Consider the following 15423-nt stretch of genomic DNA (forward strand, 5'->3'; position numbering starts at 1 on the left):
CGGGATCATCCGATCGGGGTAATTTGCTCGCCTGAACAAGAGGCTAGAGCGCGTTCCGTGAGCCAGGTCGAACGGAACGCGCTCTAGCCCCCCGCCACATGCCGGTTCGGCGGCCGCCGCAGCCCGACATTCTCGCGCAGCGTCCGCCCGGCCCATTCGCGCTTGACCAGCCCGCGCCGCTGCAGCTCCGGCACCACCTTGGCGATGAAGGCCTCCATCCCCGCCGGCAGCACGCTGAAGGTCAGCATGAAGCCATCCGCCGCGCCGGTGGTGAACCACTCCTCCATATGGTCCGCCACCTGCCGCGGCGTGCCGCGGATCGTCCTGTTGCCCCGTTCGTAGCGCATGTAGAGCTGCCGCAGCGTCAGCCCCTCGCGGATCAGGCCGAGGATGTGCTCGAAATAGGCCCGGTGCAGGTTGGCGGAGGCCGGGATCCGCTCGGGCGGGATCGGCTCGTCGAGCGGCAGGCCGGAGAGGTCGGCCTCGAGATCCATCCCCAGCCGCATGCGCCCGACATCGGGGTGAATCAGCGCCTGCAGCGTCTGGTACATGTCCTCCGCCTCCTGCTCGCTGTCGGCGACGATGGCCGGCAGCCCGGCCAGCACCTTCAGCGCCTCGGGCGGGCGGCCGTGGCGCGCCATGCGACCCTTGAGGTCGGCATAGAAGCGCCGCCCGGATTCCACCGTGCTGTCGGAGGAGAAGACCAGCTCCGCCGTCTCGGCGGCGAATTCCCGCCCCGTATCGGAGGCGCCGGCCTGGATGATGACCGGCTGCCCCTGCGGCGCGCGCTCGATGTTGAGCGCGCCATGGACGCGGAAATGCGCCCCCTCATGCGCCACCGGGTGCTGCTTCGCGGGGTCGAAGAACAACCCGCTTTCGCGGTCGCGCAGGAAGGCGCCGTCCTCCCACGTATCCCAGAGCTTCCTCACCACATCGACGAACTCACGGGCCCGCTCGTAGCGGTCGCCATGCGGCGGCAGCCGGTCCAGGCCGAAATTCCGCGCGGCGAAGTCATTGGCCGAGGTGACGACGTTCCAGGCCGCGCGCCCGCCGCTGATATGGTCGAGCGAAGCGAATTGCCGGGCGATGTTGTAGGGCTCGGAGAAGCTGGTGCTCGCCGTGCCGCCGAGCCCGATATGCGTCGTCGCCCCCGCCAGCGCCGAGAGCAGCGTCAGCGGCTCGAACACGTTCATGAACAGCGGGAAGCGCGCATAGGCCTCGAGATTCGTCGTGCGCGCCGCCGGCGTGTCGGCGATGAAGAACAAGTCGAACATCCCCCGCTCGGCGAGCTGCGCCAGCGCCCGGTAATGCGCGATGTCGGTCGAGCCCCCGGCCGCCGTCGAAGGGTGCAGCCAGGAGGCGGGGTGCGATCCGGTCGGGTGGACCAGGGTGGCGAGGGCCATGGTCGGCATGGGCAAGGCTTCTCCGTCGTGGCGCCAGCCTAGCGCAAAAATCCCGCTTGAGTGTTCCGCCCGTCCGCCCTTGTCTGGCGCCGGCCACCACAGGGATCAGCCATGTCCAGCCTCTTCCTCGCCCAGGCCCGCATCGTCGATGGCACGGCGCCCGAGCCGACCGAGCCCCAGGGCGTCGTCATCGAGGGGGGGCGCATCCGCGAGGTCTCGCCCGGCGCCCGCGCCCCGGCGGGCGCCACCACCATCGACCTCGCCGGCAAGGTCCTGATGCCGGGCCTGATCGACGCCCATGTCCATGTCGTCGCGGTGGAGGCGAGCCTCGCCCGCTGCGCCACCCTGCCGGACAGCCTGGTCATGGCCCGCTCGATCCGGCTGATGGGCGAGATGCTGATGCGCGGCTTCACCACGCTGCGCGACGTGGGCGGCGCCGACCACGGCCAGGTGGTGGCGATCGAGGAGGGCACGATCCTCGCCCCGCGCCTCGTCATCGCGGGCAAGGCGCTCAGCCAGAGCGGCGGGCATTGCGACTTCCGCGGCCCCTTCGACGCCTCCGCCCCACGCTTCGAGGCGCGGCTCGGCGCGCTCGGCCGGCTCTGCGACGGCGTGCCGGCCGTTCGCCGCGCGGCGCGGGAGGAGATCAAGGCCGGCGCGCGCTTCATCAAGATCATGGCCAATGGCGGCGTCGCCTCGCCGACCGACCCGATCCACTTCATGGGCTTCTCACGCGAGGAGATAGGCGCCGCCGTCGAGGAGGCGGAGAATGCCGGCACCTATGTCTCGGCGCATCTCTACACCGATGCCGGCATCCGCCGCGCCGTGGAATGCGGCGTCCATTCGCTCGAGCATTGCAACCTGATCACCGCCGAGACCGCCCGCTTCGCCGCCTCCCGCGGCGCCGTCGCCGTGCCGACCCTCGTCACCTACGACAAGCTCGCCGAGGAGGGCGAGGCGCTCGGCATCGGCGCAGAATCCATCGGCAAGATCGACGACGTCCGCCTCTCCGGCATGGAGTCGATCGCCATCATGCATGAGGCTGGCCTGCCCATGGCCTATGGCACGGACCTGCTCGGCCCCATGCACCGGCACCAGTCGGACGAATTCGTCATCCGCGGCCGCGTGCTGCCGGCCCAGGCGGTCATCGCCTCTGCCACCCACATCGCGGCGCGGCTGCTGCGGATGGAGGGCCAGATCGGCTGCATCGCCCCCGGCGCCCATGCCGACCTCATCGCCGTCGAGGGCGACCCGCTGCGCGACCTCTCGCTGCTGACCGGCCAGGGCCGCCACATGCCCCTCATCCTCAAGGGCGGGCAGGTCATCAAGCACGCCTGACTACCCGAACCGGCCTCTGCCCGGCGTCCTTCCGCGGCTTTGCCGTGGAAGGCGGTGCAAGGCTTTGGGCATTGAGCGGCCATCGGGGCCCCCGCGGCGCCGCACAGCGGCGTCGTGGGGAACATCACACGTGCTGGCCGCCATTGATGTGGATCTCGGCGCCGTTCACATAGGAGGAGGCATCGGAGCAGAGGAAGTAGATCGCCTTCGCCACCTCCGCCGGCTTGCCGAGGCGCCGCATCGGGATCTGCTCCTCGACGATCTTCTCGGTCCCCGGCGAGAGGATCGAGGTGTCGATCTCCCCCGGCGAGATCGCATTCACCCGGATGCCGAGCGGCCCGAAATCATGCGCCATCTCCCGCGTCAGCGACATCAGCGCCGCCTTCGACGTCGCATAGGCGGCGCCCGCGAAGGGATGCACCTTGCTGCCGGCGATGGAGGTGACGTTCACCACCGCCCCCTTGGTCCGCTTCAGCTCCTCCACCAGCCCGCGGGCGAGCATGATCGAGGCGAAGAAATTCACCTGGAACACCCATTTCCAGTCATCGATCATCGTATCCATGGTGCCGAGCCGCGCCCCGTCCGGCCCCTTCGGCGAGATGCCGGCATTGTTCACCAGCGCATCCAGCCGCCCCTCATCGGGGATCAGCCGCTCGCGGATCTCCTCGATGGCTCGCACCGTGTCGGCCGCATCCGAGAGATCGGCCTGGATATGATCCTCCGGCCCCATCTCCCAGGGGCATTCCTCGGGGAAGGGCTGGCGCGAGACGGTGATGACCCGCCAGCCGGCGGCGGAGAAGACCTTCACCGTCGCATGGCCGATCCCGCGCGAGGCGCCGGTCAGCAGCATCACGCGCCGGGCCTGGTTGGCCTGGCGGCGGGACACGGGGGCTGGCATCGGCATGGGGGGGTACTCGCTCCTTGGCTCGGGCGTCGCAGGCTACGCCGGGCCAGCGGCTTCGGCCAGCAGGGGTTGCCGCGCCGCGACGAACTCCTCGACCACCGCGACGTAACGGGCGCAGTCCGCCTCCGTCACCGGCAGGCTGAGCGCCGCCATGCCGCGCCGCGCCAGGTAGATCCCGGCCGCCAGCATGTCGAAGAAGAACAGCTCCCGCAGCCGGTCCTCGGCCGGGCGGGCGGCATAGGGCCGCTCGATTGCGCCGGCGCGGAAATGCACGGTCAGCATGGAGCCACGCCCGGTGAACTGCATCGGCACCCCCGCCCGGGCGCAGACGGCGTTCAGCGCCTCGCGCAACGCCTCGCCCCGGGCATAGAGCGCCTCGGCCGTCTCCCCGTCGAAGATCTCCCCCATGGCGACGCAGCCCGCGGCCATGGACCAGACATTGTTGTTGAAGGTGCCGGCATGGGGCAGCGTGCCCGGCCGGTGGCCGTCGAACACCTCCATGATCCCGGCCCGCCCGCCGAAGGCGCCGAAGCTCATCCCGCCGGCCATGTACTTGCCGAGGGTCGTCATGTCGGGCGTCACCCCCATCCGCTCCTGCAGCCCGCCGCGCCCGTGCCGGCTGGTCATCACCTCGTCGAAGATCAGCACCGCGCCCGTGCGCTGCGTCGCCTCGCGCAGCGCGCCGAGGAAGGCCGCGCTGGCCGGGATGCAGCCGCCCGAGCCCAGCATCGGCTCCACCAGCACCGCGGCGAGCTGGTCGCCCTCGGCCAGGATGTCGCGCATCGCCGCCTCGGGGTCGTTGTAGTCGGTGAAGGCGAGCGGGATCGGCACGTTCACCGCGTTCCGCTCGCTGGCAAAGGTCAGCACCCCGCCATGGTAGCCGCCGCGCATGACCATGGTCTTCACCCGCCCGGTGAAGCCCCGCGCCGCGGCCAGCGCCATCAGGTTCGCCTCGGTCCCGCTATTGGTGAAGCGCACCATCTCGATCGAGGGGAAGCGCCCGACGATCAGCCCGGCGAGTTCCTGCTCCGCCTCGCCCACCGAGGCGAGGTTGATGCCGCGGTCGAGCGCGTCCTTCACCGCATCGATGATGCGCCGCTCCGAATGGCCGAAGAGCCCGGCGGTATACTCGCCGAGCAGGTCGAGATACTCCCGCCCGTCGGCGTCCCAGAGGCGGCAGCCCTCGCCGCGGACCATGGCGGTGGGGAAGGGGGTGTAGAACAGCACGCTCCGCGTGTTGCCGCCCGGCATCAGCCGGCGGGCGCGGGCATGGATCTCGGCGCTCCGCGGCCGCCCGGCGGCATAGGCGGCATGCGCCTCGGCCAGCGCGGCCTCGAGGTCACTGTTGCGCAGGGGGACTTGGTCAAGCGGGCTCATCGCGGCCTCTCCCGGCAGGGCTGGGGAGGGAGACTCGCGCCGGGCGCCGCCAGCGTCAACCGCGGGTGGCGCGGGAAGCCTTGGCGCCGCGCCGGGCCGGCGTGTATTCATCCAGCGTGCGCTCAAACATCCTCCTGGCCTGCCTCGGCGCCCTGCCGCTGGTGGCCCCCGCCATGGCGACGGCCCAAGGGACGTCCCAGGCGGCCCCACCGATCGCCCCATCGGCCGAGGCTCCCGCCCGCCTGGCCCAGCTTTCGGTCAACCCGGCCCTGCTCCGCCTGGCCGACCGGCTGCGGCGGCTGGAGGAGGACGGGCTCGACCCGCGCGCCTACGCCATCCCGGCCGATGCCCTCGCCGCCACGGACCCCGCCGCCTTCCAGGCCGCCCTGCTGCGCGCCTCGCTCGCGGTGCTGACCGACCTGCTGCATGGCCGCGTCGCCGAGTTGCCGAACCGCGCCGATCTCCGCCGCGACACCGCCGCGGTGCCGCTCGGCCCCTGGCTCACCGAGCTGCAGGCGGCGCCGGAGCCGGCCACGGTCATCGACCGGGCCGCGCTGCTGCCATCCGGGGCGGCGGTGCTGAAGCGGGCGCTCGCCGCCGCCCGCGCCCGCGTCGCCGCCGGCGGCTTCCCCCCGGTCCCGGCCACGGGGCCCGACACGCTGGAGCCCGGTGCCGAGGATCCGCTCCGCGTCCCGCCGCTCCGCGCCCGCCTCATCCTCACCGATCCGGTGCTGGCCGCCACGCCCGGCAGCGGCGAGGCCTATGACGAGCCGCTGGTGGCCGCGGTGCGCCGCTTCCAGGCGGCCGAGGGGCTGGAGCCTGATGGCCGCATCGGCCGCCTCACCATCGCCGCGCTGAACCGGCCCGCCGAGACCATGGTCCGCCAGCTCCGCGTCGCCCTCGACATGCGCCGCGCCGCCGCGCCACCCCCGGCCGAGCGGCATATCGAGGTGAACATCCCCTTCCAGCAGCTCACCCTGGCCACGTCCGGCCGCACCCTGCTGGAGATGGCCGTCATCGTCGGCAAGCCGGCCCGCGCCACGCCCATGCTGCGCGTCCGCCTCAACGCCGTGCAGTTCAACCCGCCATGGGGCGTGCCCGAGCGCAACGCGCGGGAGGACCTGCTGCCGCGCTTCCGCCGCGACCCGCGCGCCATGATGGAGAAGGGCTTCCGCGTCTACAGCACTGTCGACGGGCAACGGGTCGAGGTCGACCCCACCACCATCGACTGGTCCAGCGTGAACCCGCAACGCTTTCCTTACGTTGTCCGGCAGGATGCGGGCGACACCAACGCCCTCGGCCGCATCAAATTCATCATGCCGAATACCGAGGACATCTACATGCACGACACGCCCGACCGGCACCTGTTCCGCCGACCGGACCGCGCCTTCTCCTCCGGCTGCATCCGGCTCGAGAAGCCGATGGAGCTGCTGGACGTGGTGCTGCAGGGCGTGCCGGGCTGGGACCGGGCGCGGGCCGACCGCGTGCTGGCCAGCCGGGTGACCACCAGCGTCGCCCTGCCGCATGGCATCCCGGTGCGGCTGCACTACACGACGGCCCGGGTGGAGGGGAACCAGGTACGCCTCCGGCCCGACATCTACGGGCTCGACGAGGCCTATGCCCGCGCCATGGACAGCAGCCGTACCCGCCTCGCCAGCGCCGCCGGGGCACGGTGATGCAGGGCTGCCCCTGCTGCGACGGCTTCGGCCGCCGCAACCTGCTGCGTGGCGCCCTCGGCCTCGGCCTCGCCTGCACCGGCATCGCCCCCGCCCCGGCGCAGGTCCTCGGCGGCGGGCCGCGCAGCCTCGCCATCCAGCGCATCCAGACCGGCGAGAGCTTCGAGGGCGCCTATTGGCGCGACGGCCGCTACGACCGCGAGGCCTTGCAGCAGCTCGACTGGGTGTTCCGCGACCCCTCCCTCGAGGAGGTGACGCCGATGGACCCGCGCCTCTTCGACCTGCTGGCCGCGGTCGCCCGGCAGATGGACGCGACCGAGGGCTACCAGGTCGTCAGCGGCTACCGCGCGCCGGAGACCAATGCCGCCCGCGCCCGCGAATCCCGCCGCGTCTCCCGTGCCAGCCTGCATATGTCGGGCATGGCGGCCGATGTCCGGCTGGTCGGGCGGGAGAGCATGGGCATGGCCCGCCTCGCCGCCGAGATGCAGATGGGCGGTGTCGGCCTCTACCGGCGCGACGGCTTCGTCCACCTCGATTGCGGCCCCTCCCGCCGCTGGTAGGGCGCCTCAGCGTCCCTCCAGTACCGTCGCGCAGGCCGCCGGCATCTGCGGCGCCGGCCCTGGCGGGCGCGGTGCCGGGCGCCGTGCCTCGGGGGTGAGCCACCAGGCGAGCGAGGCATCGCAGCCATCGCCCGGTGGCGGCGGCGCCTGCTCGCGACAGTCCGGCTGGCCCGCGGGGCAGCGCAGCCGCACATGCATGTGGCTGTCATGCCCGCGCCAGGGCCGCACCCGCTGCAGCCAGGGCGCCCCGGCCTCGGTCCGGCAGAGCTCCCGCTTGATGGCATGGTTCACCAGCACCCGGTCGACCCCGGGCTGCCCGGCCGCCAGCCGGATCAGCGCCGCATGGCGCGGCCGCCAGACCCGTGGGTCGATGCCGCTCTCATCCGGCAGGACGAGGGAGGGCACCTGGATATCCTCCCGCGCCGCCGGCGGCAGCGGCGGCTTCGGCGACAATTCCAGCCAGATGTCGACATCAAGCCCGGATTGGTGGCTGGCATGGCCATAGGGCAGGGGGCCGCCCCGCGGCTGGCCCATATCGCCGATCCAGAGCGCCGGGAAACCCTGCGCGCCCGCCTCGGCGGTGAGGCGCTCGACGAAGCGGGTCAGGGCCGGGTGCCCCCAGTGGCGGTTGCGCGAGACCCGCACCGCCTGCCAGCCGGGCCCGTCGGCCGCCAGCGGCACGGCGCCGGCGATGCAGCCAAGGCCGGTTCCGCCGATGATGCGGGGCGGCCCCGCCAGCGGCGCCTTCACCGCAGCCCAGGCGGCAGGCTGCTCGACCCGCTGGGCCGCCGCCGGCGCGAGGCCGGCCAGCAGCCCGAAGGCACACATCACGAGAACCCACCGCATCCCCGATAACCCCCGCTCCGGGGCATCATGCCCGAAGCGGTGGCGCTTGGGGACGGGCGACGGCGCCCCGCAGCCAGGCCGCGGGGCGCCGCATCAGGCGCCGATCAGAAGCGGCGCTCGAAGACGGTGATGGTGTCGCCCGGCTGCACCAGGCTGTCCCGCTTCGCCCGGTACTCCATCGCCTTGCCATCCGGCCCGATGCGGGTGACGGAGACGTAATCCTGGATGGCGCGGTAGTTGAAGCCGCCGGCGACCGCGACGGCGGTGAGCGCGGTCATCCCCGGCTGGTACGGGAACTGCCCGCCACGCTCCACCATGCCGAGCACGAAGACCGGCCGGTAGGTCAGCACCTGCACGGCGGCCGATGGGTCGCGGAACAGGTTCTTCTCGCGCATCTCCCTCTCCACCGCGCGCTCGACCTCGGCCGTGGTGAGGCCCGAGGCGCGCACGGTGCCGATCAGCGGCAGCGCGATCGTCCCGGTGTCGCCCACCCGGAAATCGCCGGTCAGCCGCGGGTCGTTGAAGACGGTGACGCGCAGCTGGTCCTCCGGCCCGATGCGGTAGGAGGACATGGAGGTCTCTGGCAGAGGCGGCAGGTTGGCGCCGGGTGAGGAGCAGGCGGCGAGGGCGCCGAGCGCCAGCAGGCAGAACAGGCGGCGAAATGGCATCGTCTGGCTTTCCTTTCGTGGACCGGGTCAGGGACGCATGCGATCATGGCCGGCATGCGGCAACGATCCGCGATCGTCGTCCCTGTCTCTGCCAGACCGCGCGCCCGCGGCACATTCGCGTTTCCTTGCGTTAATGGTTCATCACGCTGATGTTTGCGCTACGTAGCGTTGTTCGCTCGCCCGTTGATTGACCCGGTTTGGTGCCACCGCGTATTGCCCAAGCCTCCGCAGCCATTGCCGCGAAGGGAAGACGACCCCCTCATGCTCGACAGACCGGTTGAATCGCGGCCACCCTCCAACGAGCGGAAGCCGCAGCTCCGCACGCCGGCGCCCGTCGCCACGCCGATCGAGCCGGAGGGCCTCACCGTCACGGCGCTGCTCGCAGCGCTGCGGCGCCGCCGGCTCGTCCTTGTGCTCTGCGCCCTGCTGTTTCCCATCGCCGCCTTCATCGCGGCGAAGCAGCTGACGCCACGCTACACCGCCACCGCGACGGTGATGTTCGAGCCGACCGACTACTCGGCCCGCGAGCTGCAGAGCATCCTGCGCGACGAGACGACGACGGATGCCGTGCTCGCCAGCCAGGTGGACGTGATCCGCAGCCTCTCCATCGCCCGCCGCATCGTGCGTCAGTACGACCTGACGGACCGCGAGGAATTCTCCTGGTGGGTGCGCGAGGCGAAGCGGCCGGAGCAATGGCTCTACCGCTGGCAGGACGGCATCGCGCGCCGCGTCGCGACGCTGTCGACCGACCTCGCCGACCTGATCGCGCCGGAAGCCCCGGTGCCGCGGCCGGGCCGGGAGCGCGCCGAGATCTCCGCCGCCGAGGCGCTGCGCGACAAGATCCTCGTCAGCGTCGTGCGCAACTCGCGTGTACTGACCGTGCAGGTCACAACCGAGGACGCGCAGCTCTCGACCGACATCGCCAACATGGCGGCCGACCTCTACATCTCGGACCAGCTGGAGGCGAAGTTCAACGCGGTGCGCCGCGCGAATGAGTGGCTCGACGGCCGCGTCGCCCAGCTCCGGCAGGAGCTGCAGACGACCGAGAGCCGGATCGCCGACCTGCGCAGCCGCTCGGGCCTGACCCGTGGCGTGAGCGCCGGCCTCGGCACCGAGCAGGTCAGCAAGCTCAACTCCGACCTGATCGAGTCCCGCAACCTGCTCGCCACGGCGGAGGCACGGCTCGCCGCGGCCCGGCGCGGCGGCGGCGGCGCCGACCTCACCGCCCTCGGCGCCTCCAACCTGACCGGCGCCCGCGCCGCCCGCGACGATGCGCGCCGCGAGGTGGAGCGGCTGCAGGCGACCCTCGGCTCCAACCACCCGGATGTGCGCGCCGCCCGCTCCCGCCTGGCCGAGGCCGAGCGCAGCGTCAGCGGCGAGACCGGCCGCGTGGTCCAGGCCCTCGATGCCGAGGCCCGGGCCGCCCGCGCCCGCGTCTCCAGCCTCGAGGAGGCGCTCAAGACGCAGGAAAGCCTGCTGAACCAGAGCTCCGGCGCCGAGATCCAGGTCGGCGCCCTCGAGCGCGACGCGGATGCCGCCCGCAGCCTGCTGCGCGCCGTGCTCGAGCGCTCGCAGCAGACCGTATCCCAGACCGCGATCGAGAAGCCGGATGCGCGGGTCCTCTCGCCCGCCACCATCCCCGGCCGGCCGAGCTTCCCGAAGATCCCGCTCTTCGTCGCGGCCGCCACCATCCTCGGCGTGCTCTTCGGCCTGCTGGTGATCTGGTTCCTCGAACAGGCGGACAGCACCATCCGCTCCGGCGAGGAGGTGCGCGCGGCGCTCGGCCTCCCCTGCCTGGCCCTGGTGCCGATGCTGAAGCGCGGCCTGCTCGGCCGCCACAAGGTGGAGGACTACGTCGTCCGCAAGCCGCTCAGCCCCTTCTCGGAGAGCATGCGCACCCTGCGCGCCGCCCTCTGGCTGGGCTCCGAGCCGCCGCGGGTGGTGGTCATCACCGCCGCCCGCCCCGGCGAGGGCAAGACCACCACCTCGGTGGCCCTGGCCCGCTCGGCGGCCATGAACGGCGAGCGCGTGCTGCTGATCGACTGCGACGTGCGCCAGCCGGCGCTCGGCCGGGTCTTCCGCTGCGAGGGCGCGCCGGGTGTCACCGACCTCCTGCTCGGCCAGGCCCTGCTGGAGCGGATCATCCGCCGCGACCACCTCTCCTCGCTCGACTACATCCCGGCCGGCGCGGCCGAGATCCACTCCCTCGGCCTGTTCATGTCGGAGGCGATGGCGGGGCTGCTCGACCGGGTGCGGCGGGACTACGACCTCATCATCCTCGACGCGCCGCCGGCGCTGGCGATGGCGGATGCCCGGGTCGTCGCCCGCCTCGCCGATGCCACGTTGCTCTGCGTCAGGTGGCGCGATACACCGCGCTCGGTCGTGCGCAACTCCCTCGGCCTGCTCGAGGAAGCGCATGCCCGGGTCATCGGCGCCGCACTGACGCAGGTGGATGCCAAGGTGCATGGCCGCTCCGGCTATGCGGATGCCGAGGTCTACCACCCCCGTTACGGCGGATATTTCCGGGAGTAGCCCCTGCATGGGTGGTCGGTATCTGGTCACGGGTGGCGCCGGCTATGTCGGCAGCCACATCGTGAAGGCCCTGGTGGACCGTGGTGACGAGGTCGTCGTGCTCGACGACCTCCGCCAGGGCCACCGTGCCGCGGTCCCCGCCACGGCGGAGCTGGTCGTGGCCGACATCGCCGACCGGCGCCGGGTGGCAGAGGTCTTCGCCGCCTGGAAATTCGACGCGGTCCTCCACTTCGCCGCCCTCTCCCTGGTCGGCGAGTCGATGCGGGACCCGCTGCGCTACTGCATCGACAACCTCTCCAACAGCCTGATCGTGGCGGATGCGGCGGTGAAGGCCGGCTGCCTGCGCTTCGTCCTCTCCTCCACCGCGGCCCTCTTCGGCTTCCCCAAGCGGATTCCGATCGACGAGCAGGCCGAGGTCGCCCCCGTCTCCGCCTATGGCGAGAGCAAGCTGATGGTCGAGCGCGGCCTCGACTGGGCCGACAAGGTCCATGGCCTCCGCTCGGCCTCGCTCCGCTACTTCAATGCCGCCGGCGCCGACCCCTCCGGGCGGATCGGCGAGGATCATGAGCCGGAGAGCCACCTCATCCCGCTCGCCATCGGCGCCGCCATGGGCACCCGCCCGCCGCTGACGGTCTTCGGCACCGACTACCCGACGCCCGACGGCACCTGCATCCGCGACTATGTCCATGTCATGGACCTGGCCGATGCCCATCTCCGCGTGCTCACGCGGCTGGACCAGGGAAGCTGCCGCTTCAATGTGGGCAACGGCACCGGCTACTCGGTGAAGCAGGTGATGGACTCGGTCGAGCGCATCAGCGGCAAGCCGGTGCCCCACAGCTTCGGCCCGCGCCGTGCGGGCGACCCGGCGGTGCTCGTCGCCTCCTCCGCCCGGCTGCGTGAGGAAACCGGCTGGAACCCGCAATTCGGCGCGCTGGACGACATCGTCCGCACCGCCTGGGCCTGGCACTCCGCCCATCCCAAGGGCTTCGACGACCGCGGCTAGGGTGTCTCCGTGGGGCTCGGCCCACGGAACCTGCTCTCGCCTGCCCTCCGTCCATCCCGCTGCGCCGGGCGGTTCCGCTGGACTTCGGGCTGACCGGAACGCTATAGGAACGGCAGCCATCGCCCGAGCTGCGCCCGGTCCTGGCCATCTCCGGCCTCAACCCCTCAAGACTTCAAATCCGCCCCGCAAGATCGTTCCGCATCAACGGGTTGGGCCTGTTCGGCCAGCCCGGAATTGAGCCGGATTGAAGAGCGCCCGGAGGCCGGTAGGCGCCCTGCGGCATCCGGTGTCACCAGCCAGGCCCGGTCCAGGGCGGCCGGGCACCTGGCCTCTGGGGCCATGGTCGCGGCATCGGCGTCCAGGATGCGGCCGGGATCACCCCAGGCGCCAGCATGCCCGGGGAGGTGGAACCATGGCCTGGACCCGCAGGTCCAGGGGCGACTGCTTGATCCAGGTCACGCCATGATCCGAGGGGGCAGGGAAGGGCGCCTCGGCCGCCCACTCCCCGCCCGGCTCAATCCGTCAGCCGGTCCACCGCCGGCACCCGCCGCAGCACCAGCACCTTCAGCAGCACCGGCAGCGCCACGCCCGCCACCATGGCGGCCACCACATGCAACGGGAACCAGGCCTCGGTCCAGCCGATGCCGGCCTTCATCAGCACCGCCTTGGTCCCGCCGATCGCCAGCGTGTTGAACAGGTAGATCGCCATCGAGAAGCTGCCGAGCACCAGCGGCCAGTGCCAGCGCGCGATGGGCGCCACCCGCATCGCCCCATGCAGGGCCGGGATGCAGAGCAGCCCGCACAGCACCATCGACCAGCGCGGCCCGATCCAGCCGAGCGCGGCGAGCGCGAGCCCGGCGGCGAAGGCCACCCACCAGCCAGGCTGCCAGCGCTCGAAGGCCGGCAGCAGCCCATCCTCCCTCTCCGCCACCCAGAGGCCGGCCGCGAAGAACAGGAAATGCGAGGCGAAGCGATCGAGATAGGCGACCGGCGGCACATCGAGGAATTGCAGCGCGACGCCGAGCGCCACCAGCCCGGTTGCCCCGACGCCGACCCGCCGCAGCCCCATCGCCACCAGCGTGCAGAGGAACAGCACCAGCAGGTACCAGACCGAGGTGGCCGGGCTGTGCCGCGTCGTCCAGAACAGGTCACGCAACCCGCCGGCAAGCCCTTCCGGCGGGTTGTCGACATGCACCAGCTGCAACGCGATCAGCTTGGCGGCCAGGATCAGCAGCCCGATGCCGAAGAAGGGCACCAGCAGACGCTCCGCCCGGCCCCGCACCACGCGCCCCGGCGGCTTCGCCAGCAGGCCCGACAGCACCACCACCGTGCCGCTCAGATAGAGGAAGAAGGGCATGTGGAAGCGATAGAGGAGGTAGCGGATCGGCTCGTACCACTCGACGCCGGGCGGCACCTGCTGCGCCACGACATGGCCGAAGACCACGAGGAGGATAGCGATCCCCCGCGCCCGGTCGAGATCCAGCCGGCGCGCCGGGCGCACCGTCGCCCCGGCGGTCCCCACCGTCTGATCGGGCATCGCCGTCAACCCGCCCGCGACTGCCGCCAGGCATAGCCACTGGCCGTTCCGGGTACGGCCACCCTCTCGCCGCCATGCGAGGAGCGCCGCCCATGCGTCCGCCGGTGCCCGGCCTCCTTGGCCTCGGCCCGGCCGCGCGCCAGGATGGCGCCGAGGGTGATGAACTGCATGACCGAGGTGGTGGCGATCAGCGTGTTGTCGAAGCCGCTATGCAGCAGCACCGCCACCAGCGCCGAACGCAGCACCAGCCGCTCGATCGAGCCCAGGTTGCGCGAGCCCCACCAGAGCCAGGCGACCAGCGAGATGAAGATGGCGGCGCAGCCGATGATCCCGCCATCCACCGAGAGGCGGAGGTACTCGTTATGCGCCGCGGTGCTGCCGAGCAGCTTGATCAGCGGGTCGTCCGGGTTCACCAGCAGCTTGCCCGCGCCGAGCCCGTAGCCGAAGAGCGGCCGGTCGCGGATGGCATCGAGGAAGTAGGGCCACATCAGGTCGCGGCCGGAGGTGTCGGTGCCCTGGCTGATGAAGCGCTGCATGGCAAAGGCGATCACCGGGCTCAGCAGCAGCAGCCCCGGCACGGCGCCGCCCATCACCAGGTCGACCTTCCGCCGCAGCGGGAAAATCTGCTTGTTCGACAGCAGGAAGACCAGCAGCAGGAAGAGCAGCACCGCGCCGAGCGGCGCCCGCGCCTGCGTTGCCAGCAGCACGGCGATGTCCAGCCCGCCGACGACCAGCCATATCAGCTTGAAGCCGCGCATATACTCGATCACCGCGGCGAAGATGGCGGTGACGCAGAAGCCGGCCAGGAAGGGCGCGCTGTGCAGCCCCTGGAAGCGGCCGAGCTGGTCGAGCGCCGGATAGACGCCGGCGAGCTGGGTGAACAGGACACCGAAGGCGCTGATGATCGGCACGAAGGCCGCGCCGCGGATCAGCGTCGTCCAGATCCGCTTCGGCGCCAGCGCGAAGGCCAGCACGAAGGGCGCGGTGGAGCCGATGAAGCTGCGGATCATCTCGCCGGTGCTCACGATCCGTCCGACCGGCAGCACGACGATGCTGATGGTGGCGATGACGGTATAGGCGAGGAAGGGCCAGTTGATGGCATTGCTCGGCCCGTAGCGCAGCAGCAGCACCGCGGCGAGGGCGAAGGGCACCACCTTCACCACCGCCGCGCCGAGCGCCGCCACGCCGCGGCCGCCGCCACCCATGGCCAGGAAGCCGGCATCGAGCTGGATGTCGATGCCGAGCCCGTAGGTCAGCACCAGCCCGACGGCGATTACCATGGGGAACTGGTAGGCCATGAGGCCGCCCAGGATCAGCACCATGGCCGGCAGCAGCAGCAGCAGCGTCCCTGGCAGGAAGAGCGCGAAGAGGAGCATCAGCCCCGCCCCGAACAACGCGATCAGGATCTGGGCGAGGGGAGAGGTGAGGCTCGGCATGACAACGGTTCTGTCATGACCCCCAGGCGATCGCCAATCAGCGTTCCGTCATGCCGCCTGCCGCCCGAAAGCGTGACCGCAACGGGGGATGCATCCAGGGCACCGGTTGTGGCAGCGATGCGCCGGACGAACGGAGAGGCAAG

The 15423-nt window shown here is 71.7% G+C and carries 12 protein-coding genes; 5 read left to right on the forward strand and 7 right to left on the reverse strand.

Features of this window, described 5'->3' with window-relative positions:
- Nucleotides 1–83 precede the first annotated feature (83 nt).
- Nucleotides 84–1412, reverse strand: coding sequence for an LLM class flavin-dependent oxidoreductase (locus BLR02_RS08185; RefSeq protein ID WP_090662276.1), 1329 nt, complete (start codon nt 1410–1412; stop codon nt 84–86).
- A 102-nt stretch (nt 1413–1514) separates the two neighbouring features.
- Between BLR02_RS08185 and BLR02_RS08190 the strand changes: the two genes are divergently transcribed.
- A complete protein-coding gene (locus BLR02_RS08190; RefSeq protein ID WP_090662278.1) occupies nt 1515–2741 on the forward strand; it encodes a metal-dependent hydrolase family protein in 1227 nt (408 codons plus the stop codon).
- Nucleotides 2742–2865: 124 nt separating this feature from the next.
- On the opposite strand, the gene BLR02_RS08195 is transcribed toward BLR02_RS08190, so the two are convergent.
- Both BLR02_RS08195 and BLR02_RS08200 read right to left on the reverse strand, forming a co-directional pair.
- Complete coding sequence (locus BLR02_RS08195; protein WP_245704680.1) at nt 2866–3627, reverse strand: SDR family NAD(P)-dependent oxidoreductase; 762 nt, start codon at nt 3625–3627, stop codon at nt 2866–2868.
- A gap of 54 nt (nt 3628–3681) precedes the next feature.
- A complete protein-coding gene (locus BLR02_RS08200) occupies nt 3682–5022 on the reverse strand; it encodes an aspartate aminotransferase family protein (protein WP_090662280.1) in 1341 nt (446 codons plus the stop codon).
- 116 nt (nt 5023–5138) lie between these two features.
- On the opposite strand from BLR02_RS08200, the gene BLR02_RS08205 reads away from it, so the two are divergent.
- Entirely contained in the window at nt 5139–6698 is a 1560-nt protein-coding gene (locus tag BLR02_RS08205; protein WP_245704681.1) for a L,D-transpeptidase family protein, read from the forward strand.
- Entirely contained in the window at nt 6698–7258 is a 561-nt protein-coding gene (locus BLR02_RS08210) for a DUF882 domain-containing protein (protein ID WP_090662281.1), read from the forward strand. The genes BLR02_RS08205 and BLR02_RS08210 overlap by 1 nt, the downstream gene beginning before the upstream one ends.
- Before the next feature lie 6 nt (nt 7259–7264).
- Here BLR02_RS08210 and mepA read toward each other — a convergent pair whose 3' ends face one another.
- Together mepA and BLR02_RS08220 are read right to left on the reverse strand one after the other, a co-directional pair.
- A complete protein-coding gene (gene mepA / locus BLR02_RS08215; RefSeq protein ID WP_090662283.1) occupies nt 7265–8104 on the reverse strand; it encodes a penicillin-insensitive murein endopeptidase in 840 nt (279 codons plus the stop codon).
- A gap of 104 nt (nt 8105–8208) precedes the next feature.
- Nucleotides 8209–8772: a polysaccharide biosynthesis/export family protein gene (locus BLR02_RS08220; RefSeq protein ID WP_090563372.1), complete on the reverse strand. Its 564-nt coding sequence runs from the start codon at nt 8770–8772 to the stop codon at nt 8209–8211.
- A gap of 261 nt (nt 8773–9033) precedes the next feature.
- Here BLR02_RS08220 and BLR02_RS08225 point away from each other — a divergent pair, with 261 nt between their 5' ends.
- Both BLR02_RS08225 and galE read left to right on the forward strand, forming a co-directional pair.
- Nucleotides 9034–11304, forward strand: a complete 2271-nt coding sequence (locus BLR02_RS08225; RefSeq protein ID WP_090662285.1) for a GumC family protein — start codon at nt 9034–9036, stop codon at nt 11302–11304.
- A 7-nt stretch (nt 11305–11311) separates the two neighbouring features.
- Entirely contained in the window at nt 11312–12307 is a 996-nt protein-coding gene (galE, locus tag BLR02_RS08230) for a UDP-glucose 4-epimerase GalE (protein WP_090662287.1), read from the forward strand.
- A 514-nt stretch (nt 12308–12821) separates the two neighbouring features.
- On the opposite strand, the gene BLR02_RS08235 is transcribed toward galE, so the two are convergent.
- Nucleotides 12822–13844: an acyltransferase family protein gene (locus tag BLR02_RS08235; RefSeq protein WP_090662289.1), complete on the reverse strand. Its 1023-nt coding sequence runs from the start codon at nt 13842–13844 to the stop codon at nt 12822–12824.
- 5 nt (nt 13845–13849) lie between these two features.
- On the reverse strand, nt 13850–15280 hold the full coding sequence (locus BLR02_RS08240) for an O-antigen ligase family protein (RefSeq protein WP_090662291.1): 1431 nt from the start codon (nt 15278–15280) through the stop codon (nt 13850–13852).
- Nucleotides 15281–15423 lie beyond the last annotated feature (143 nt).

Origin of the sequence: Belnapia rosea (assembly GCF_900101615.1) — a bacterium.
GTDB lineage: Bacteria > Pseudomonadota > Alphaproteobacteria > Acetobacterales > Acetobacteraceae > Belnapia > Belnapia rosea.